Source organism: Qipengyuania aquimaris (assembly GCF_020171965.1).
GTDB classification, from domain to species: domain Bacteria; phylum Pseudomonadota; class Alphaproteobacteria; order Sphingomonadales; family Sphingomonadaceae; genus Qipengyuania; species Qipengyuania aquimaris_A.
Window position 1 is genome coordinate 1,247,797 of sequence record NZ_JAIUZK010000001.1, and the last position, 20,304, is coordinate 1,268,100.

The window sequence follows — 20,304 nt, forward strand, 5'->3', positions numbered from 1 at the left end:
TACGGCAGACAAAAAAAGGGCGGCCCGTTGAGAGCCGCCCTCTATAGTTGAGAACTCGTTGCAAAGCTGCTCCGAGCCCTTCGGGTCGCAGGTGCTGAATAGAACGAGTCGGCCGATTTTTGATTGTATGCATGCGACACTCGTTTCAATTCGGGCAACTTTGGCGGAATTTTACAATGACTTGAGGCGCTCGCTCGACAGCCGATTGCGGCTGCGTCATAGCGCCCGGCCATGATCTTCCATCTTGCCCGTCCCGCCCTGTTCGCACTCGACCCCGAACGCGCGCACCGCCTTACGATCGCCGGACTGAAAGCAATGCCGCGGGCACCGCGCTCGCGCCCCGGCAAACTCGCTGTGAATGTGGCCGGACTTGAATTTCCCAACCCCCTTGGCATGGCGGCAGGGTTCGACAAGGACGCGGAAGTGCCCGACCAATTGCTGGGCCTGGGATTCGGCTTCACCGAGGTCGGCTCGATCACGCCGCGCCCGCAGTCGGGCAATCCGAAGCCGCGCCTGTTCCGGCTGGTGGAAGACCGCGCCGTCATCAATCGCATGGGCTTCAACAATGGCGGCGGAGAAGCGGCCCGCCAGCGCCTCGAAGCGAGAGCGCGCCGTGGCGGGATCGTCGGGATAAACATCGGCGCCAACAAGGACAGCGAAGACAGGGTTGCCGATTACGTCGAAATGACGCGCATGATGGCGCCTCTGGCCAGCTATCTCGCGGTCAACATCTCCAGCCCCAACACTCCGGGCCTGCGCGCCCTGCAGGACGAGAGCGCTCTTACCGGGCTGCTCGAAGCGGTTCTCGATGCGCGCGGCGATGAAGGTCCACCGGTTTTTCTCAAGGTCGCACCGGATCTCGAACCGGCAGACATCGATGCGATCTCGCGCATCGCGCTCGACAAGAAGCTGGGCGCGCTCATCGTCTCGAACACCACCATCACGCGGCCCGGCCTGGCGTCGCGACAGCGCGACGAGGCCGGCGGCCTTTCGGGCAGGCCGCTGCGCGACCTCGCGCAGCAGCGGCTCGTAGATTTCCGCACCGCGACGGGCGGGGGAATACCGCTGGTTGGCGTCGGCGGAATTGCGACCGCAGAAGATGCCTGGGCACGCATTCGGGCGGGAGCGAGCCTGGTCCAGCTGTACAGCGCCATGGTCTACGAAGGACCGGGCCTGCCCCGTGCGATCACTCGCGGGCTGGAGCGCCTGATGAAGCGTGACGGCTTTTCCTCGATTGCAGAGGCCGTCGGAACGGCATAGCGTCGCCGACCATGAGAAACATCTTCGTAACCTCGCTCGCATCGCTCGCCCTCACCGGGTGCGCGACCTATCCCGCACCCGCGCCTCAGGACACGGTCGCCACCGTGCCCGCAGGAGCGGTGAGCGCCGCCGATCCGCGCGCGCAGGAAGCGGGCGAGGCGATCCTCGCCAAGGGTGGCAGCGCCACCGATGCAGCGATCGCAGTGATGCTCGCGCTCACAGTTGTCGAGCCACAGAGCTCCGGCATCGGCGGTGGCGGCTTCCTGGTGCGGGGCGAAGCCGACGGCGATGTCACGACATTCGATGGACGCGAGACGGCGCCCGCGGGTGCAACGCCCGACTGGTTCCTCGACGAGGAGGGCAATACGCCGCCATTCATGCAATCGGTTCGCAGCGGCCTGAGTGTGGGCGTGCCGGGCAATATCGCGCTCGCCGCGAAGGCCCATGCCGCGCATGGCAAGCTGGCTTGGTCGGAGCTGTTCGGCCCGGCCATCGAGCTGGCACGTGAAGGCTTCCAGATTAATCCGCGGATGCACGATGCGCTTGGCCGGTCCAAGGATCGCGCCGCCCACAGTGCCGAAGCGCGCGCCCTCTTTTACGACACCTCCGGAGAGCCGCTTCCGGTCGGCACGCTGGTGCAGAATGAGGCGCTGGCACGCACGTTCGAATCGCTAGCCGGCGGCGGCCGCGAAGCATTCTATTCCGGCACCCGCGCCCTTGCGATCGCAACGGCCGTGGCGGCAGACACGCCGAAACCGGGCGCAATGACCTATGAGGACATCGCCGGCTACGAGGCGAAAAAACGCAGTGCCGTCTGCAGCAACTATCGCACCTATCGCATCTGCTCGATGGGTCCGCCGACATCGGGCGGCGTGGCGGTCCAGCAGATGCTGCTTCAGCTCGAGCGGTTCGACCTCGCAGCATTGGGCGCAGACAATCCGGTCACCTGGCACCTGTTCCTCGAATCGCAGCGGCTCGCCTATGCCGACCGCGAGATCTACCTTGCCGACACCGACTTCGTGAGCGTTCCGGTCCAAGGGCTGCTCGACCGCACCTATCTTGCAGGCAGGAGCGCGCTGATTTCGCCTGAAGGGTCGATGGCCGAGGCGAAAGCCGGAACACCTCCCGGTGCCACCACTGCAATGGCCGATGGCGACGAGCCGGAAGAACACGGCACATCGCACTTCGCGGTCGTCGACAGCGACAATACGATGGTGAGCTACACCTCGACGATCGAGGGCGCGTTCGGCTCCGGCCTGATGGTGGGCGGTTTCTATCTCAACAACGAGCTGACCGATTTCAGCCGTTCGCCTGTCGTGGACGGACGCGAGGTGGCCAACCGTGTCGAGGGCGGAAAACGGCCGCGCTCGTCCATGTCACCGACCGTGATCTACGATTCCCAAGGACGTCCGTTCATGGCCGTCGGCGCTGCGGGCGGCAGCACGATCCCTGTGACGACCGCACGCGCCATCATTGGAGCGATCGACTTCGGATTATCGGCCGAAGAGGCGCTGCGCCTGCCGTTCATGATGGCCTTCGGCGAGCGCGTATTGCTGGAAGAAGGCACATGGCTTGAGGATCAGGCGGAGGCCTTCCGCGCGCTCAGGCACGAAGAGCTGGTCATACGCCAGGCGCCGATCAAGGCGGGCGCACTTCTGATGCGCGGCGATAGGTGGCAGAGTGCGCGCGATCCGCGCCTCGAAGGATTTGTCGATATGCCCTGAGGGGCGAGGTGCGGCTCTCTTGCTGTTGGCGCGGCGTGAGCCTAAGCCCCTGCCGTGCGGCCTTGCCGCGTCAGAACAGAACAGAACATACGTTTTTCGAGGAGCCTGCCTGTGCTGTCGGATATCGATTCCGCGAACAATCTGGTCGAACTTTTCCTGAAGCGCGCCGATGCCAAGTCCGACCAGCCGTTCCTCGGCTGGAAAGCGGATGGCAGCTGGCAAACGATGAGTTGGGGCGAAGCGGCAAACCGCGTCTGCCTGCTCGCAGAAGCCCTGCGCGGGCTCGGCCTCAAAGACAGCGACCGCGTGTGCCTCGTCTCCGAGAACCGCCCGGAGTGGTGCATTGCCGATCTCGCGATCATGGCTGCAGGGTGTATTACGGTTCCTGCCTACGTCACGAACACAGAGCGCGATCACGCCCATATCCTCGACAATTCGGGCTCGCGCGCCGTCATCGTCTCGACCGAAAAACTGCTCAAGCCGCTGCACGGCGCGCTGCAATCGACCGGCATTGCCGAGCATGTCATCGGCATCGAGGACCTGCATCGCCAGCAGTCGGGCAGCTTCACCTACCACGACTGGTCGGCCATGATCGAAGGCGACGCCGTTGCTGCGCGTGCCGCAGTCGAGAAGCGCATTGCCGAGATCGGCCGGGGCGATACGGCTTGTATCATCTATACCAGCGGCACCGGCGGTGCCCCGCGCGGGGTGAAGCAGCATCACGGCGCGATCCTGTGCAATTCTGCGGGCGCGGCGGAAATCCTGATCGAGGATTTCGGACTTGGCGAGGAAGAACGCTTCCTATCCTTCCTCCCGCTGTCGCACGCCTATGAGCATACCGGCGGCCAGTTCCTGCCGATCAGCGTGGGCGCGCAGATCTTCTATTCCGAAGGGCTGGAAAAGCTCGCGAGCAATATCGAGGAAACCCGCCCCACCATCATGGTCGTCGTCCCGCGCCTGTTCGAAGTGCTGCGCACGCGGATCATGAAGCAGGTCCAGAAACAGGGCGGCCTTGCCGAAAAGCTGATGAACACCGCGCTCGAAGTCGGCGCGCGCCGGGCAGAGGGCAAGCGCCAGTTCGGCGACGGTTTGAAAGATGCGATGGTCGGGCGGCTCTTGAAGCCGAAGATCCGCCAGCGGTTCGGCGGGCGGATGAAGGCGATGGTATCGGGCGGCGCACCGCTCAACCCCGAAGTCGGCATCTTCTTCGACTCGATGGGACTCACCATGCTGCAAGGCTACGGCCAGACCGAGGCAGGCCCGGTGATCGCTTGCAACAGGCCCAAGGCAGGCATCGCGATGCATTCCGTCGGTCCGGCCATGCGCGGCGTTGATGTGAAGATCGCCGAGGATGGCGAAATCCTGTGCCGCGGCGAGCTTGTCATGCACGGCTATTGGCAGAACGAGTCCGAAACCGAGCGCACGATCAAGGACGGATGGCTGCACACGGGCGACATCGGCCATTTGGACGAGAAAGACCGGATCGTGATCACCGATCGCAAGAAGGACATGATCGTCAACGACAAGGGCGACAATGTCGCGCCCCAGAAGATCGAAGGCATGCTGACGCTGCAGCCCGAGATCGGCCAGGCCATGGTGGCGGGCGACAAGCGTCCCTACATCGTCGGCCTGCTGGTGCCGGATGCAGAATGGGCAGTCGAATGGTCGCGCGCCAACGGCAAGAAGTTCGACCTCAAGGTGCTTCAGGACGATCCGGAGTTCCGCAGCGCCGTGCGCAAGGCGGTCGACCGCGTGAACAAGGACCTGTCGGTCATCGAGAAGGTCCGCCAGTTCGCCTTCGCGGACGAAGCCTTCAGCATCGAGAACGAGGAAATGACGCCCTCGATGAAAATCCGCCGCCACAAGATCAAGGAACGCTACGGCGACCGCTTGGACGGGCTTTATCGTAGCTAACGGCTATGGCCGTCATTTTCGATTTCGACGGCGTTATCGCGGAAAGCGAGACGCTTGCGAATGAGGTGCTGGCCGACGCCATCACCGCGCTCGGTTACCCTACGACGCTCGAAGAGGCATTGCGTGAATATTGTGGTCGCCGCTTTTCCGATGTGATCGGCATGATTGAGGGGCGCCTCGGAACGCCTGTACCGGCGGATTTCGAGCAGACGCTCTTCGACAACACGCTGGCGGCGCTGGCCGGGGAGCTCGAAGAAGTTCCGGGGGCTAAGAGCTTCATCCGCTCCCTGTCTGGCACCAGTTATTGCATTGCATCGTCGAGCCATCCAGCCCGACTAGATTTGTGTCTCAGAAGACTGGACCTCGTGGACGCTTTCGGGCCGCGGGTCTTCAGCGCATCGGAAGTGCCCAAGGGTAAGCCCGCACCCGATCTTTTCCTGCATGCTGCAGAGCAGCTCGGAGTCTCGCCGGCGCAATGTACCGTAATAGAGGACAGCGAAAGCGGGGTTCTGGCTGGCAAGGCTGCCGGCATGCATGTCATCGGCCTCGTCGCCGCCTCACACTTGCCCCCCGATCAATCCGAAGTCCTTGCACGAGCCGGGGCGGACGCCGTGATGCGCAGCTGGACCGAGGTCGCAGATTTTTTCGGTGCGGCGGCGGGCAGAACAGACGGTCAGGCAGCCGCTTCCTCGATAAACTCGGGGTAGAAACTCGGCGCGCGGTCGGACCAGCCGGGAGCGGTCGCGGCGGCTTCGCTCAGCGACTGCAGCAGCATCTTGCGCCGGTCGGGCCGAATTTGAGGCAGGGCGGCTGCGGCGCAAAAGGCGCTTGGCAGCCAGGGCCGTGCGTCGGCGCCGAGGAGGCGTTCGTAGAGGAACCGGAAAGCCGAGAAGCTGTCGATCCGCTCCTGCGCCAGGTCGAAGGCAGCGACGCGAGTGAGCTTGCCCACGAAACCCTCGATCCGGTCAAGGCTCGAATCCACCGGGATCGAACCGCGCAGGGCCTTGAGTTCCTGATAGGTCACATACTGGCTGCGGATCGCTGCGTTCTCGCCCGCATTGCGCCCCCAGATGCGAAACGCATCGCATCGGCCGAGGCCGATATCGAGGCTGCGGCGGATGTATCGCTGTTCCGCCGCAGTGAAGCTGGCGAACTCGCGCATCTCTGCGATGGTCATCGAAGCGGTATTTGCAACGGCCATGATCGGCACCCCCCTGTTACAGGCAGAGTGTCCGCGAATATGGTTAACGTCAGGTAAGCGCGCCGCGCAGCGTTAGATCAGACCGGCCAGCGGGCTCGACGGATCGGCGTATTTACGCGTCGCCATGCGTCCGGCGAGATAGGCATCGCGCCCGGCCTCGACCGCCCGCTTCATGGCGCGGGCCATGCGGATCGGGTCTTTCGATTCCGCGATCGCAGTGTTCATCAGCACGCCGTCGCAACCCAGTTCCATGGCCACCGCAGCATCGCTGGCCGTGCCGACACCCGCATCGACCAACACGGGGACATTTGCCCCTTCCTTGATCAGCCGGATCGTCACGCGGTTCTGGATGCCGAGGCCCGAGCCGATAGGTGCGCCGAGAGGCATGACCGCGACCGCGCCCGCATCTTCGAGCTGCTTGGCTGCGATCGGATCGTCCACGCAGTAGACCATGGGCAGGAAGCCCTCCTTGGCGAGCGTTTCCGTTGCAGTGAGTGTTTCGCGCATGTTCGGATAGAGCGTGCGCGCTTCGCCCAGCACCTCCAGCTTGACGAGGTCCCAGCCACCTGCCTCGCGCGCCAGCCGCAAAGTGCGGATGGCATCTTCGGACGTAAAGCAGCCCGCGGTGTTCGGCAGGTAGGTGACCTTCTTCGGATCGATATAATCGGTCAGCATCGGCGCCTTGGGATCGCTGACGTTGACCCGGCGCACCGCCACGGTGACGATTTCCGCCCCGCTCGCTTCGAGCGCGGCCGCGTTCTGTTCGAAATCCTTGTATTTGCCAGTGCCCACGATGAGGCGGCTCTTGAAAGTCCTGCCGGCCACGCTCCAGCTGTCGTCGCCCTGGCCGCCGCCCACGAAATGGACAATCTCGAGCGTATCTCCATCCGCGATCGCGTGCGAATCGAGTTCGCTGCGCGGAGCAATCACGCCATTGTGCTCGACGGCGACCTTGGCCGGATCGAGTTCGAGCTCACGCACGAGTTGGGCGATGGTCGAGGCAGCGGTGCGGCGGGTTTCGCCATTTACAGTCAGCGCAATCATGCGCCCGACTTAGTCTCCGCAGCGCTCCTTGCAAGCGGCGGAGTGGCAATGGCGCATATTCAATATGTGTCCGAGCGAAACGAGGGCGACCCCGATAATCGTCAGGACCGCTTCCTTCATCCCGTGCGGCACGGCCAGTGCACCGCCCATAAAGGTCAGGCCGGTCATGGCGATCACGAAAGGCGCGGCCATCCGGTGGCGCAGTGCGCCCCAGCCGATCGCAACTGCCGCGATCAACGTGGCGACAACGAGCCCCCAGCGATGAAGTTCGGGTGCAAGGAAGAATTCCCCCCCGATGCCCAGGCCGGAAACGAGCACGATCGAAAGCAGGCAATGAAGCGCGCACAGGCCCGAAAGGCCGATACCGACACGGTCGAGACGCCGACGAATCGGAGAAATGGCGCGTTGCAACATGTCATGCGAGATATGTGATAGTATCACGTGATACAAGGGTCTCGCGTTAAAACCTTTCTTTTTCCGGACTTGCAGGCGGCGAACCTGCCGTTGAGCGATTCTCACTTGCGCTCGCGTCCTGCGGCGGCAAACAGGCGCGTCATGATTTCCAATCCTGCGCAGCTTCGCCCGATTGCCCTTGCAAACTGGCTCTTCTTCGTCGCCGCCATGGTTATCGTGATGGTCGCCGTGGGCGGCATCACACGCCTCACGGAAAGCGGCCTGTCGATTACCGAATGGAAGCCGATTACGGGCGCGATCCCGCCTTTGAGCGATGCGGCATGGCAGGCGGAATTCGACCTCTACAAGGCCACCGGCGAATACAAGAATGTGACCGGACCCGCCGGAATGGATCTGGCTGCCTTCAAGTTCATCTATTTCTGGGAGTGGTTCCATAGGCTCTGGGGCCGGCTGATCGGCCTTGCCTTCGCCTTGCCACTCGCCTGGTTCTGGGTCCGCAAGGCAATCCCGCAGGGCTACAAGCTTCGCCTGGTCGCACTGCTGGCGCTCGGCGGCCTGCAAGGCGTCTTCGGCTGGTTCATGGTCAAGAGCGGCCTCAACGAGACGATGACCGACGTCAGCCACTTCATGCTGTCGCTCCATTTCCTTACCGCCATGCTGACGCTCGGCGCGCTGGTCTGGGTCGCGCTAGATCTCAGGCAATTTGCGCGAGGCAACAAGCGCATGGCTCACTGGACTGTTACGGCGAGCTGGGTCGGCGCCGTGCTGTGCATCCAATTGCTGTTGGCTGCGTGGGTGGCGGGCCTCAACGCCGGGCTCGCCAGTGACAGCTGGCCGCTGATGCAGGGGCGCTTCATTCCCGAATACGATAGCTCGCGCGGCCTGCTCTACGCGATGACGCACGATCCCTACCTCATCCACTGGATGCACCGCTGGTGGGCGTGGGTGGCCGTCGCCGCGCTGATCGTGATGGCCCGGAAGGTGAGGCCCCTAGAGCGAAAAGCCTCTGTCGCAATCCATTCGGCATTCGGGACGCAAATCGTGCTGGGCATCGCCACCGTCATGACCGGCGTTTCGCTCTGGATAGCGGTTTCGCACCAAGTGGTCGGCGCGCTGCTGGTGGCAGCCTTCGTTTGGGCCGCACATCTTCTTGGACGCAGGGTGTGACCGCCCTGATCTATTGTCCGTTCCCCGACGAGGATAGCGCGAAGGAAACCGGTCGCGTCCTGATCGAGGAAGGGCTGATAGGCTGCATCAATGTCGGGCCATCGATCCACTCGCTTTTCGTTTGGAATTCCGAGATCGGGGAAGGCGAAGAGATTCCGGTCCTTATAAAAACGGACAAGTCCTTGCTTGAGCGGGCAATTTCCCGGCTGGAAGACTTGCACCCTTACGACACTCCGGCAATACTCGGATGGCCCTGCATCGCCGGAACGGCCACGACCGATTGGCTGGGGCATTTGGGGAGCGGGGTCGATGACTGACAAGAACCGGCGAAGCGTCTTGCGTGCCCTTGGTGCGCTGGCCTTGCTGCCGATGGGCACGACGCTGGTGATTGCCTCCCCCAGAAAGCCGGTCGCATTTCCGCAATATCCGATCCGGCTGAGGCGCAAACTGGTCCGCAGCCTTCGTGGAGGTGCCACCATCGAGGTGGTGCGCGACTGGTCCTGCAGGTTCGAGAGGCTGGGCGCAGGCGCCCGGCTCAGCGGCCAACAGGTGGGCGTCAGCGTGCAGGTCCCGCCTCCTCTAAAAGCAATGGCCGCGATCGAGGAGCAGCGCGATGCCAGCGGTTTCCTGCCATTGGAACTAGATCGTACAGGTTTGATCGTCGACTGGTCGCAAGGGCAGGGCGTCGGCGCCCGCCAGGCCGTCAGACAAGCGATCGAAATGTTCGACGACGCCTTCGCTAACACGAGCGAAAGGCAGACCGCGGCGGATTTCGTGACGAATATCGGCAAGACGGCGGCCGAAATGGTCAGCCAAATACCGCAGGATCTGATCTATCCTGTCCCCGGGACCCGGATCGACGCGCGTCCGGTGGAACTTTCTGAGGGGCTCTCGGGCTCCTACGAAGTGGCGGTGACGGTCGAGGTCGATCCTCTCAGCGGCCTGCTGCGTACATTCGAACGAACCGTGACGACAACTGTCGGCGATACTTCGCGCCAGTCCGGCGAGGTGTGGGAAATCGCCTGATTTATCTCTGCGTACTATTTTACCTCCCCTGAGACGCGCGGAAAAGCTTGACGAATCGAGGTTCAAAGGCCATTTGGCGCGCGCTCAGCAGGTCTGATTCAAGGCTTGCGATGTGATTTCGTGTCGGCCCACGGCACGTTGAACTCGAGAAAACGGACATCAAGCCATGAAGGCTCTCACCAAGGTGACCCAGTCGGCCAAGCCGGCAGAGGTCGAAAAGGACTGGCACATCATCGACGGGGAAAACCTCGTCGTCGGCCGTCTTGCGGCGATCATCGCCAACATCCTGCGCGGCAAGCACAAGCCGAGCTACACTCCGCACGTCGATTGCGGCGATCACGTCATTGTCATCAATGCCGACAAGGTGAAGTTCACCGGCAAGAAGATGACCGACAAGATTTACTACAAGCACACCGGCCACCCCGGCGGCATCAAGGAAACGACCCCGGCCAAGGTGCTGGAAGGCCGTTTCCCCGAGCGCGTCCTGGAAAAGGCCGTGCAGCGCATGATCCCGCGTGGCCCGCTTGGCCGTGCGCAGATGAAGGCGCTCCACCTCTACAACGGCACCGAGCATCCGCATGAGGGCCAGAAGCCCAAGACGCTCGACGTCGCTTCGATGAACCGCAAGAACAAGGCTGTTGCATAATGGCTGACGAAACCAAGAACGAAACCGTCTCGGATCTCGCTGATCTGAAGGACATCGCCGGCGACGCACCCGAGGGTGATTCGGCAGAGATCGCTGCCAAGGCCGACGTTCCCCTGCGCGAGCAGGAACTCGACGCCCAGGGCCGCGCTTATGCAACCGGTCGCCGTAAGGACGCTACCGCACGCGTCTGGCTCGTCCCGGGCAGCGGCAAGGTCACCGTCAACGGCCGCGATCAGGAAGTGTACTTCGCACGTCCGACGCTGCGCCTCGTGATCGACCAGCCGTTCGCCATCACCGAGCGCCAGGGTCAGTACGACGTGGTCGCCACCGTCAAGGGCGGCGGTCTCTCGGGCCAGGCAGGCGCCGTGAAGCACGGTATCTCGCAGGCTCTCGCCAAGTACGAGCCGGCCCTGCGTTCGACGGTCAAGGCCGCCGGCTTCCTCACCCGCGACAGCCGCGTGGTCGAGCGTAAGAAGTACGGCCGCGCCAAGGCACGTCGTAGCTTCCAGTTCTCGAAGCGTTAATTCGCTTCCCAAGGTTCTCTACGAACACCGAGGAAGGGCGGCTCCGGTTGGGGCCGCCCTTTTCGTTTGAACTTATGAGAATTGCTGCGGAGCCAGTCGCCCGGCTGTCAGCGCTGGATCATCATGATCATCCAGGCGAGGCCGGTGCCTGCGAAAAAGAGCGGCCAGCTCCACCAGAACTCGTACTGCATCATGTCGGCACGGAAGATCGACAGAAAGCCGCCGCGCGACCCCTGCGATCCGATGATCAGTGCAACCACGAAGGTCAGGATGCCCCCAAGGGGCACAGCTTTGACAAATTCCATCGCCAGTTTCCCTTTGTAGAAAACCGACATCGCAGAAACTGGTTAAAATCTGCTTAGGCGACGATCAGTGAACCGGCGGGTCAACCCGAGGGATTTGCCGGACAGGAGCGACGGGCTCTCCCGGGCCGCGGGGAGGCAGTGCATTTTCAGGGACATCGTCGATCTGCATGTCGCCGGTCTGCACATCCTCCAGATTGCGCACTGTGACAGAGAGCCGCTCGCCGTCCCACGCAATTTCGTTGAAGCTGGGCGGTGTGGACCGCGTCCTCTTGGACAGCGTACCGGCACCGATCATTCGGACGGGACCCTCTACCGTGTCCTCGAGAATGTCGAAGGCGTCATGCACGTGACCGGACAAGACGGCCGCGACCGGGCGTTTTGCCAGCTCGCGCAGGGCCTTGTCGCCGTTCTTCGTCAGCGCAGTCCCTTGCGTGCCGACTTCACGAAGCGGGTGATGGACTGCAACGAGCGCTTGCTCGCCCGCTGGCAGGTTGTCGATCATCCGCAGGCATTTTTCGAGCGCGGCATCGGTGACCCATCCCTTGGACCAGTTAAGTCGCGGCTGTGCGCGCACAGCGGTCTTCAGGGGTATGATGGCGAGACAGCCCAGGTCGATTTCGCGTTCGACCTTCTCGCTCATTCCACGAAAGCGGCGATATGGATCAAAGAAGCGTTCGATCGGGTTGAAATACGGCATGTCGTGATTGCCGACTTCGACAGTCACCGGGGCATCCAGCGAATTGATCCAGCTTGTCGCCGCCGCGAACTCACGATGCCGCGCCCGCATGGTCAAGTCACCCGTGATCGCCACGGCGTCGGGACGCTTCTCTGAAATCTCCTGCTTCACCCAGTCGAGGGCGCGATTGTTTTCGAGCCCGAAGTGAATGTCCGAAAGATGGAATATGCGCCGTGCGTCAGTAGCCATGGTGTGTCGCTAGCAGATCAACCTCGCATGCAGCCACCGTGAATGCGGATCCGGCGCTCACTTTGCCCTTCTCCCCATCCACGAGGACGGGAATATCCTGCTTCTGCTGGCTTTCGAACACCATCTCGTCGACGAGGCCGAGCCTTTCGTGCGGGCCCTCTCGGAACCTGCGGCGCAAGAGGGAGAAACCGTGGCGCAGGTAATCCGTCGTCGTGTCGGCGTAATAGCCGTCGAGCTGCATGCCGCGATGGGAGGGTGTGATTTCGACCAGGGGGTAGCCGTCCTTGCGCCCGAGCGCGGGCTCGAGGCAATGAATCTTGTCACCTCCCGCGGTCTGCGCGACCGCGTCGCCGGTTTCTTCAGAGAGCGCGGCGACGTCCACGTCGCGCATGGCTTCGCGCACATCGCCCCAGGCGGTTGCCGGCCCCACAAGCAGCCCTGCAAGTGCATCGCCCGCTTCGCAGCGTGCGACATTGGGCCTGACCCTGCGTCCTGCGCCCTTTGCAACACGCGTCACGATCGTTTCGAGATCGGCGTCTTCACCGTGCAACCTCTTGCACAGGAGGTTCATCGTGCCGCCCGGCAGCACGAGGATTTCACCTGACCAACCGTAAAGATTGGTGATGGCCGCATTCAACGTGCCGTCCCCCGTGAAGATTGCGAGGCGTTCGATCCCGGCATCTTCGAGATCCTTTGCGTTGGGCAGTTCTTCGTCCGGGAAGCAAATTCGCCGCGAAATGTTGAAGCCGTGATCGCAGCAATAGGTGTCGAGCGTTTCGAGCGCAGCGTCGCTATTGCTACCGCTTTCGGCGTTGCACAGAAGCCAGATGGTTTCCTCAGTCGGCATAGGGGTTTAGCGCGCCAGCTCCGAGGCGGTTCCCCGAGGCTATATCCGGCCCGACAAAACCAGCCACGCCGTCCCGAGATTCAGCACGCTATAGACGCCATACGCAGTGACCGCGCCGGGCCATCCGTTACCCGCCAGAAGCATCGCGGCCAGCAACACCAGGAACTCGAAGCCGAGCGACATGCGGCCTCCGGCGCTGCGATAAAAGCCGGGGAGCGCATCGAGCATGGGGTGTCCACTGTCGAGCACGGCCCGATGAACGGCAAAATTGGCGACCCCGAGAACGAAAAGAACAACCAGAAGCATAGGGGCGAAAGAATAGGCCTGTCGTTCGCAGATTGCGAATCGCGCTTCGTCGGAGGTTGAACGCAAATCGTCCAATCGCCGTCGCCGCCGGTCGATACAGGCGTGCGACTACAGTTGTAGCTGAGTAATACGGTGTGCAGCGGCAGGCCCTACCCCAACAGTCCCCCTAGACACCCGGGGCCTGCCGCCAACTGGAGAGATGTTATGAAGACCCCCCTGATTATGCTCGCCGCCATTGCCCTTGCAGCGCCCGGTGCCGCATCTGCAACCAAGGCGCAGGAAGAATCGATTTCAGTCGAATATCGCGACCTCAACCTGTCCTCGCCGGAAGGCCTGGAACGTCTGGAATACCGCATCGAAGCGGCGGCGCGGAAGGTTTGCGGCCTTGACGAAACGCGTCTCGGATCGCGCATCCGCAGCCGCGATTCCCAGCGCTGCTATGATGAAACCAAGGAAATGATCGATGCCCAGTTTGCTGCCGTCGTAGAACGGCACGCAAGAGGCGGCTGATACCCCCAGTCCGTCTAATCCTCTGGACCCCGATCGGAATGCAGTCCCCCGGTCGGGGTCCTCCCTTTTCCTCGGCGAATTCGCCAGACTTTTAGCGGCCCGCCATCGCCTTGACCTTGGGCAGGTAGGTCCGCCCGATGCGCAGCGCCTCACCGTCATCCATTTCCACCGACCACACGCCAAGCCCATCGTGGCGCAGGCCCTTGATGTGTTCCTTCTTGAGGATGGTCGAACGATGGATGCGAATGAATTTCGCTGGGTCCAGCCGCTTTTCCAGCCCCGCGATCGTCTGCAGCAGGAGATAGGACCTGTCTCCGACATGCAGGCGCACGTAATCGCGTTCGGCATCGATGCGGCTTACTTCATCGGTTTCGATCCGAATAAGCTCGCTGCGATGCGGGATCCACAATTCCTCGAGCCACTTGCTCTCGCTGCGCTCTGTATCGGTGCGCCGTGACAGGGCGCGCTGGATTGCGCGCTCCAGCCGTTCCGGTTTGACCGGCTTCAGCACATAGTCGACTGCGTCGAGGTCGAAAGCTTCCACCGCATAGTTGTCGTGCGCCGTTACGAAAACCACCGCCGGACGTTCGTCCTGGCCGGCAAGCTCGCGGGCGACCGACAGGCCGTCCACCTCGGGCATGGTCATGTCGAGCAGGATCAGGTCCGGCCCCAGGGCCTCGATCAAGCGCAGTGCCTGCGCACCGTCGCTTGCCGTGCCCACGACCGAAAGGTCTTCCATTTTCGCGCAGATCACCTGCATGCGCTCAACCGCGAGCGGCTCGTCATCGACGATCAGGGTTTTGAGTTTATCGCCGTTCTCGTCAGCCATGCTTCACCATCGGTAGTCGGAGTTCTGTTTCGTAACCGTCGAGCGATGCGCCGGATGTGATCGACGCCTCGTTCCCGAACCGCGCCTCCAGACGATCGCGGACGTTGGCGAGGCCGATCCCGAAGCCGCCCTTATGCCCGCTTGGCATTCCCGGCCCGTTGTCGCTGACACGCAGCACCAATCGTCCGTATTCCTCGCGCGCGACGATCCTGATGGTCACCGGCTTGTTGCTGGCCGAAACCCCGTACTTGACCGAGTTTTCGACCAGCGGCTGCAGGATCATGCCGGGCACTTTCAGCTGGGCAAGGTCTCGCGGAAGGTCGACATCGACTTTCAGCCGCTCGGGAAAACGGACGGACTCGATCTCGAGGTAGTGTTCCTGCAGGTCGATTTCGTCTTCGAGCGTTACATCGCCGGTGGAATCGTCTGCGAGCGAGTGGCGATAGAAGCGCGATATCGACTGGATCATCTGTTCGGCGCGATCCTCCTTGCCGGTCATCACCAGGGCAGAAAGGGAATTGAGCGTGTTGAACAGGAAGTGCGGATTGACCTGGTAACGCAAGCTGCGCAGCTCGGCCGCCTTCGCGGCGCTCCTGAACCGCTCGCCCCTGCGCTCTGCGGCCCTGGCCTGAACTCCGGCGAACATTGCCAGATAGAGCGCGGCCCATGCGAGCAGCAGGAAATAGCGGCTGAGCGCGAGGTCCGTCAGTCGGCGCCAGGTGTCGGCAGCAGTCGGTGCCGGCTCGATTACGATGGATGCCGTGACGGTCTGGCTATCGGCACCGGGTGATCCGTCGCCCGCTCCTCCGTTATCGGGAATGGGCGCGGGCACATCGAGGAGGAGGTTGCCCGATTCGTCGCGGCGGATATTGAGGCCCCTCTTCGCGCCTATTTCCTGCCGGACCTGGTCTTCGATGGGCGAGAAAACCATGGTGTTGATCTGCGCAATCAGCAGCGAGGCAGGCGCGGCCATGACGATGGCCACCCACATCTTCACCGCCAGCGTGTGGCGCATGAAGAGCCGGATACATAGCCACAGCAGGACGGTTACCCCCGCCCCGGCGACACAGACCAGGAAACGGCGCCACAACAGCGCGTCCTGCATTTCCAGACCGACAACCGCACCGCGGGCTGTGATCAGCAGGAAATAGGCCAGCCACAACCCTGCGATCGAGACGAGGACCGTCCTGACCGGGACATTGGCGACTTCCGAATTCATCTGGCGTTCAGCGTTCAAAACAGGCCCTATGTGCCTGTCCGCCGGTCACAAGGGAAGTCCGGCGGTCGAACGGCTCATGCCGTTGGTCGATGATGAATGCTATTCGGCGGGTTCGAGATCGTTTTCCGCTATGCGCCGGCGCCATTCGGCGGGGGCTAGCGTGTGGACGTTCTTGCCTTCGCTATCCACGGCAACGGTGACAGGCATGTCCTGAACTTCGAACTCGTAGATCGCCTCCATGCCGAGGTCCTCGAAAGCGACGACCTCCGCCCCCTTGATCGCGCGGCTGACCAGATAGGCGGCCCCGCCGGTGGCCATGAGGTAGGCCACCTTGAATCTGCTGATGACCTCGACCGCGTCATGGCCGCGTTCGGCCTTGCCGATCATGGCGAGAAGGCCGAGGTCGAGCATCATCTCGGTGAACTTGTCCATGCGCGTGGCAGTGGTCGGACCCGCGGGACCGACGACCTCGCCCATGACCGGATCGACCGGGCCGACATAGTAGATCGCCCTGCCCTTGAATTCGACGGGAAGCTCTTCACCGGCCTCCAGCATGTCCTTGATGCGCTTGTGCGCGGCATCGCGCCCGGTCAGCATCTTGCCGGACAGGAGCAGGCGATCGCCATGTTTCCAGCTGGCGACCTCTTCCTGCGTCAGCGAGTTGAGGTCCACGCGCCGCGCGGCCGAATCCGGCTTCCACGTGACCTGCGGATATTCGTCGATATTCGGCGGGTCGAGATAGGCGGGACCCGATCCGTCGAGCGTGAAATGCGCATGACGCGTCGCGGCGCAATTGGGAATCATCGCCACGGGCTTTCCCGCCGCATGGCAGGGCGCATCCATGATTTTGACATCGAGCACGGTCGACAGGCCGCCTAGCCCCTGGGCACCGATACCCTGCGCATTGACCGCATCGAAGATATCGATCCGCAGCTGTTCGAGGTCAGTCTGCGCACCGCGCTGCTTGAGCTGCCCCATGTCGATCGGGTCCATCAGCGACAGCTTGGCCAGCTTCATGCAGTGTTCGGCCGTACCCCCGATCCCGATGCCGAGCATGCCCGGAGGGCACCAGCCCGCGCCCATGGAGGGAAGCTGTTCTACCACCCAGTCGACGATGTTGTCCGACGGGTTCATCATCTTGAACTTGGACTTGTTCTCGCTGCCGCCGCCCTTGGCTGCGACGTCGATCTCGACAGTATCGCCGGGCACCATCTCCACAGAGAGTACGCTGGGCGTGTTGTCGCGCGTGTTGCGGCGGGTGAAGGCGGGATCGGCCAGGATCGAGGCGCGCAGCTTGTTGTCGGGGTGGTTGTATGCCTGGCGCACGCCCTCATCGACGACTTCCTGAAGAGAGCGCTTCGAATCGAGGCGGCAATTCATGCCCCATTTCACGAAGACATTGACGATGCCCGTGTCCTGGCAAATCGGACGATGACCTTCCGCACACATGCGGCTGTTCGTCAGGATTTGCGCGATCGCGTCCTTGGCCGCCGGGCCCTTCTCAGCCTCGTACGCCTCACCCAGGGCGCGGATGTAATCCATCGGGTGATAATAGGAGATGTATTGCAGAGCGTCGGCCACGCTCTCGATCAGGTCCTGTTCCTTGATGGTTATCATGTCGCTCATCGCCGCGCGTTCCCATGTTGCAGATTTGCGCTCCCCGATAGGCGCGATTGAGGCCATCGGTCAAAGCGCTTGGAAGCAACGGGTCTTGCGCCTAAGGCAACGGGAGCTTGCATAAGCGTGTTATTACTGTAATACAGCTCGCGGATAGCCATGAACACTACAACGACCACTCGCCCCGATTTCTCCGTCGCCCGCAAGGCGATGATCGACAGCCAGTTGCGCACCAGCGGTGTCAACGAGGCTTTCGTCATCGAACGCATGGGCACCGTGCCGCGCGAAGACTTCGTACCCGACAACGCCAAGGGCACGGCCTATATGGACCGCGCCATCCGGCTTGCCGATGGCGGTTTCCTGCCTGCGCCGCTGTTTCACGGTGCGATGCTGGCCGAAGCACGCCCTTCGAGCGAGGACAGGGTTCTCGTGATCGATGGCGGCAGCGGATATTTGCCCGCCCTGGTCGAACCGCTGGTCGGCTCGGTCGAGGTGCTCGGTGCGGACAAGGCTGCGGCAACGAAGAAAAAGGGCGATTACACGCTCGTCCTGATCGACGGCGCGGTAGAGCACGTCCCTGCCAATGTGGCCAAGCTGGTGGCCGAAGAAGGGCGCATCGTAACCGGCCTGGTCGAGCGCGGCGTGACCCGCCTCGCCACCGGACGCAAATCGGGCAAGGCGCTGGCGCTCCTGCCGCTCGCCGAAATGGGCGTTCCCCGCCTCGGCGCATTCGACAAACCGGAAAGCTGGAGTTTCTGAATGATTTCGGGAGGGGTCCGCAAAATTCTGGCGCTTTCGGCAGCGGTCGGAGCGATCGCTGTTCCGCAGGGTGCCGCGCTTGCCGACACGCTGCAGGAAGCGCTTACCGACGCGTATTTGAATAATCCGACACTCGAGGCAGCGCGCGCGCAATTGCGTGCGGTCGACGCCGGAGTGCCTCTGGAGCGCGCTGCAGGCCTGCCGTCGGTCGATGGCACTGCGACCTACACCGAAGTCCTGAAGCAGAATTCGACCAGCTTCTTCGCTCCCGGCCGTTCGCTGACTGCCGGGGTCGATCTCGGCGTCCCGATCTATTCAGGCGGAGCGGTCAAGAATGCCGTTCGATCCGCCAAGGAACGTGTCGATGCCGGCCGGGCCGATCTGCGCGCCACTGAAAGCGCCATCTTCAGCCAGGTCGTTGCCGCCTACATGGACGTCCTGCGCGGCCAGGCACTGGTCGCCCTTTCGACCAACCAGGTGAACGTACTCTCGATCAACGTCGATGCAACGAGCGACCGATTCGAGATTGGCGACCTTACGCGCACCGATGTGGCCCAGTCGCAGGCGCGCCTCGCCGTTGCCCAGGGCGATCTTCGTAGCGCGCAAGCCAACCTCATTGCCGCGCGCGAGACCTACATCGCCCTAGTCGGCGACGCCCCCAACGAGCTCGCGCCCCCTCCCCCGCTTCCGGGCTTCCCTGAGGATGTATCGACGGCGGTCGATATCGCGCTGGAATCGAATCCGGACCTGATCGCCGCACGCGAACGGGCGGCCGCTGCGGGCTACGATATCGACGTTGCCGGTTCGGGACGTCTCCCGCGGGTATCCGTTTTCGCCGGCTACGATTACCAGAACTTCCTTGGCAGTGTGGCTGACGGGCGCCTCGACCCGACCGATCCGGATAGCCCGATCGTGCCCAGCGACCAGACGGCAGCCGGCGCATCGATGGGTGTTTCCCTCCGCCTCCCGATCTTCCAGGGTGGCCGGACCGCAGCCCTCCAGCGCCAGGCGCAGGCCCGCGCATCCGCTGCGCTCGAAAACGTCATCGCCGCAGAACGCGACGTGATTGCGCAGGTCAGGGCCTCGTGGTCGAGCTGGCAGGCCAGCCTCGCCATCATCGAAAGTTCGCAATCGGCAGTTTCCGCCGCCGAACTGAGTCTCGAAGGCGTGCGTGCGGAGAACTCGATCGGCAACCGGACGATCCTCGACGTGCTCAATGCCGAACAGGAATTGCTGCAAAGCCGCGTCCAGCTCGTGACCGCGCGCCGCAATGCCTATGTCGCAGGCTTCAGCCTCCTCGCCGCAATGGGCCGTGCCGAAGCGCGCGATCTGGGCCTTGCGGACGAAGGCGTCCTTTACGATCCGGTCGTCAATTACGACCGCGTGAGCGGCAATATCTTCGACTGGGCGCGGGATCCCGACCCGGTCGCGCAGTCCCCGAGGACGGTGGATGTCCCTGCTGCGACTGCGGAAATTCCCGAAACTGCTGACTCGGCCGATTAGGCTGGTCTATACCAAGCGTCCCGATTCGGGATTCGTTGGAGGCAACAGGGACAGGCATGGGACAGCAGGGCGAACCTTCGGTCGAGGAAATCCTCGACTCGATCAAGAAAGTCATCGCACGCGATAGTGAAGAGCGCAGCGAGATGATCGCCGAGCGTCGCAGCCGCCGTGCAGCGCCAGCCGAAACCAGCGAACCCGTCGACGAGCAGGAAGCCGAAGATGTGCTCGAACTGGGCAACGATCTCGGCGAAGAGATCGCTGTCGATGTTGCGGCTTCCAGCAATGCGGACGCTCACACGTCTGACGAGGATGATGACGACGCGGACGCCCTGACCCGCGGCGATACCCGTCAGGCCATGCGCGATAACTTTGCCGCGCTCGCCATGCTTTCGCAGCCCGGCAAGCAGCCGCAGATCGTGCGTCAGGGCGAAACTTCGCTCGAGGGCCTGGTGCGCGATATGCTGCGCCCGATGCTGGCGGAATGGCTCGATAACAACCTGCCCGGGATGGTCGAAGACCTCGTGAAAGCAGAGATCGCCCGCATCGCCGGCAAGAAGAGCTAAT

The 20,304-nt window shown here is 62.8% G+C and carries 23 protein-coding genes; 13 read left to right on the forward strand and 10 right to left on the reverse strand.

Translation table 11 applies throughout. The annotated features are described in order from the left end of the window. Nucleotides 1-231: 231 nt before the first annotated feature. The 4 genes from LCM24_RS06095 to LCM24_RS06110 all read left to right on the forward strand — a co-directional run bounded on the left by LCM24_RS06095 (nucleotide 232) and on the right by LCM24_RS06110 (nucleotide 5,605). Nucleotides 232-1,260 (forward strand): quinone-dependent dihydroorotate dehydrogenase, encoded by a 1,029-nt coding sequence (locus tag LCM24_RS06095; RefSeq protein WP_224803183.1) that lies wholly within the window; start codon nucleotides 232-234, stop codon nucleotides 1,258-1,260. Nucleotides 1,261-1,271: 11 nt separating this feature from the next. Further along, nucleotides 1,272-2,984, forward strand: a complete 1,713-nt coding sequence (ggt, locus tag LCM24_RS06100) for a gamma-glutamyltransferase (RefSeq protein ID WP_224803184.1) — start codon at nucleotides 1,272-1,274, stop codon at nucleotides 2,982-2,984. Nucleotides 2,985-3,095: 111 nt separating this feature from the next. Further along, nucleotides 3,096-4,898 carry an AMP-dependent synthetase/ligase gene (locus tag LCM24_RS06105; protein ID WP_412093792.1) on the forward strand — a complete coding sequence of 601 codons (1,803 nt, stop codon included), beginning with the start codon at nucleotides 3,096-3,098 and terminating at the stop codon, nucleotides 4,896-4,898. Nucleotides 4,899-4,903: 5 nt separating this feature from the next. After that, nucleotides 4,904-5,605 carry an HAD family hydrolase gene (locus LCM24_RS06110; RefSeq protein WP_224803185.1) on the forward strand — a complete coding sequence of 234 codons (702 nt, stop codon included), beginning with the start codon at nucleotides 4,904-4,906 and terminating at the stop codon, nucleotides 5,603-5,605. Here LCM24_RS06110 and LCM24_RS06115 read toward each other — a convergent pair. From LCM24_RS06115 to LCM24_RS06125, 3 genes are all read right to left on the reverse strand, one after another. After that, nucleotides 5,572-6,099: a hypothetical protein gene (locus tag LCM24_RS06115; protein WP_090478392.1), complete on the reverse strand. Its 528-nt coding sequence runs from the start codon at nucleotides 6,097-6,099 to the stop codon at nucleotides 5,572-5,574. The two genes, LCM24_RS06110 and LCM24_RS06115, sit on opposite strands and share 34 nt — an antisense overlap. Nucleotides 6,100-6,171: 72 nt before the next feature. Next, complete coding sequence (gene thiS / locus LCM24_RS06120; RefSeq protein WP_224803186.1) at nucleotides 6,172-7,143, reverse strand: sulfur carrier protein ThiS; 972 nt, start codon at nucleotides 7,141-7,143, stop codon at nucleotides 6,172-6,174. Nucleotides 7,144-7,152: 9 nt separating this feature from the next. Next, nucleotides 7,153-7,557, reverse strand: coding sequence for a MerC domain-containing protein (locus tag LCM24_RS06125; protein WP_090477010.1), 405 nt, complete (start codon nucleotides 7,555-7,557; stop codon nucleotides 7,153-7,155). Nucleotides 7,558-7,698: 141 nt separating this feature from the next. Between LCM24_RS06125 and LCM24_RS06130 the strand changes: the two genes are divergently transcribed. The 5 genes from LCM24_RS06130 (at nucleotide 7,699) to rpsI (ending at nucleotide 10,920) form a co-directional block, all read left to right on the forward strand. After that, nucleotides 7,699-8,724: a COX15/CtaA family protein gene (locus LCM24_RS06130; protein ID WP_224803187.1), complete on the forward strand. Its 1,026-nt coding sequence runs from the start codon at nucleotides 7,699-7,701 to the stop codon at nucleotides 8,722-8,724. After that, on the forward strand, nucleotides 8,721-9,041 hold the full coding sequence (gene cutA, locus LCM24_RS06135) for a divalent-cation tolerance protein CutA (protein WP_224803188.1): 321 nt from the start codon (nucleotides 8,721-8,723) through the stop codon (nucleotides 9,039-9,041). The genes LCM24_RS06130 and cutA overlap by 4 nt, the downstream gene beginning before the upstream one ends. Next, nucleotides 9,034-9,750: a hypothetical protein gene (locus tag LCM24_RS06140; RefSeq protein WP_224803189.1), complete on the forward strand. Its 717-nt coding sequence runs from the start codon at nucleotides 9,034-9,036 to the stop codon at nucleotides 9,748-9,750. Before cutA ends, LCM24_RS06140 begins: the two co-directional genes overlap by 8 nt. A gap of 166 nt (nucleotides 9,751-9,916) precedes the next feature. Continuing rightward, nucleotides 9,917-10,396, forward strand: a complete 480-nt coding sequence (gene rplM, locus LCM24_RS06145; protein ID WP_090477018.1) for a 50S ribosomal protein L13 — start codon at nucleotides 9,917-9,919, stop codon at nucleotides 10,394-10,396. Further along, complete coding sequence (gene rpsI, locus LCM24_RS06150; protein WP_090477020.1) at nucleotides 10,396-10,920, forward strand: 30S ribosomal protein S9; 525 nt, start codon at nucleotides 10,396-10,398, stop codon at nucleotides 10,918-10,920. The genes rplM and rpsI overlap by 1 nt, the downstream gene beginning before the upstream one ends. Nucleotides 10,921-11,027: 107 nt before the next feature. Here rpsI and LCM24_RS06155 read toward each other — a convergent pair whose 3' ends face one another. The 4 genes from LCM24_RS06155 to LCM24_RS06170 all read right to left on the reverse strand — a co-directional run bounded on the left by LCM24_RS06155 (nucleotide 11,028) and on the right by LCM24_RS06170 (nucleotide 13,303). Beyond that, nucleotides 11,028-11,225 (reverse strand): hypothetical protein, encoded by a 198-nt coding sequence (locus LCM24_RS06155; protein ID WP_090478394.1) that lies wholly within the window; start codon nucleotides 11,223-11,225, stop codon nucleotides 11,028-11,030. A 64-nt stretch (nucleotides 11,226-11,289) separates the two neighbouring features. Continuing rightward, the gene (locus LCM24_RS06160) at nucleotides 11,290-12,150 is read right to left on the reverse strand and encodes a metallophosphoesterase family protein (protein ID WP_224803190.1); all 861 of its coding nucleotides are present in this window, start codon (nucleotides 12,148-12,150) and stop codon (nucleotides 11,290-11,292) included. Continuing rightward, nucleotides 12,140-12,997 carry a diacylglycerol kinase family protein gene (locus LCM24_RS06165; RefSeq protein ID WP_224803191.1) on the reverse strand — a complete coding sequence of 286 codons (858 nt, stop codon included), beginning with the start codon at nucleotides 12,995-12,997 and terminating at the stop codon, nucleotides 12,140-12,142. Before LCM24_RS06165 ends, LCM24_RS06160 begins: the two co-directional genes overlap by 11 nt. 39 nt (nucleotides 12,998-13,036) lie before the next feature. Continuing rightward, nucleotides 13,037-13,303: a hypothetical protein gene (locus tag LCM24_RS06170; RefSeq protein WP_090477026.1), complete on the reverse strand. Its 267-nt coding sequence runs from the start codon at nucleotides 13,301-13,303 to the stop codon at nucleotides 13,037-13,039. A 204-nt stretch (nucleotides 13,304-13,507) separates the two neighbouring features. Between LCM24_RS06170 and LCM24_RS06175 the strand changes: the two genes are divergently transcribed. Continuing rightward, nucleotides 13,508-13,813 carry a UrcA family protein gene (locus tag LCM24_RS06175; protein WP_224803192.1) on the forward strand — a complete coding sequence of 102 codons (306 nt, stop codon included), beginning with the start codon at nucleotides 13,508-13,510 and terminating at the stop codon, nucleotides 13,811-13,813. 91 nt (nucleotides 13,814-13,904) lie between these two features. On the opposite strand, the gene LCM24_RS06180 is transcribed toward LCM24_RS06175, so the two are convergent. The 3 genes from LCM24_RS06180 to LCM24_RS06190 all read right to left on the reverse strand — a co-directional run bounded on the left by LCM24_RS06180 (nucleotide 13,905) and on the right by LCM24_RS06190 (nucleotide 17,478). After that, nucleotides 13,905-14,642, reverse strand: coding sequence for a LytR/AlgR family response regulator transcription factor (locus tag LCM24_RS06180; RefSeq protein ID WP_090477030.1), 738 nt, complete (start codon nucleotides 14,640-14,642; stop codon nucleotides 13,905-13,907). Next, nucleotides 14,635-15,879, reverse strand: a complete 1,245-nt coding sequence (locus LCM24_RS06185; protein WP_318247360.1) for a sensor histidine kinase — start codon at nucleotides 15,877-15,879, stop codon at nucleotides 14,635-14,637. Before LCM24_RS06185 ends, LCM24_RS06180 begins: the two co-directional genes overlap by 8 nt. Nucleotides 15,880-15,960: 81 nt before the next feature. Then, a complete protein-coding gene (locus LCM24_RS06190) occupies nucleotides 15,961-17,478 on the reverse strand; it encodes a fumarate hydratase (protein WP_412093796.1) in 1,518 nt (505 codons plus the stop codon). Between the two features lie 159 nt (nucleotides 17,479-17,637). Here LCM24_RS06190 and LCM24_RS06195 point away from each other — a divergent pair, with 159 nt between their 5' ends. Genes LCM24_RS06195 through LCM24_RS06205 form a run of 3 tightly spaced genes read left to right on the forward strand, consistent with a single transcriptional unit; the run spans nucleotide 17,638 to nucleotide 20,303 of the window. Beyond that, nucleotides 17,638-18,237, forward strand: coding sequence for a protein-L-isoaspartate O-methyltransferase family protein (locus LCM24_RS06195; RefSeq protein ID WP_160595921.1), 600 nt, complete (start codon nucleotides 17,638-17,640; stop codon nucleotides 18,235-18,237). Continuing rightward, entirely contained in the window at nucleotides 18,238-19,740 is a 1,503-nt protein-coding gene (locus LCM24_RS06200) for a TolC family outer membrane protein (RefSeq protein ID WP_224803194.1), read from the forward strand. Between the two features lie 56 nt (nucleotides 19,741-19,796). Next, on the forward strand, nucleotides 19,797-20,303 hold the full coding sequence (locus LCM24_RS06205) for a DUF2497 domain-containing protein (protein WP_224803195.1): 507 nt from the start codon (nucleotides 19,797-19,799) through the stop codon (nucleotides 20,301-20,303). Nucleotide 20,304: the final 1 nt, after the last annotated feature.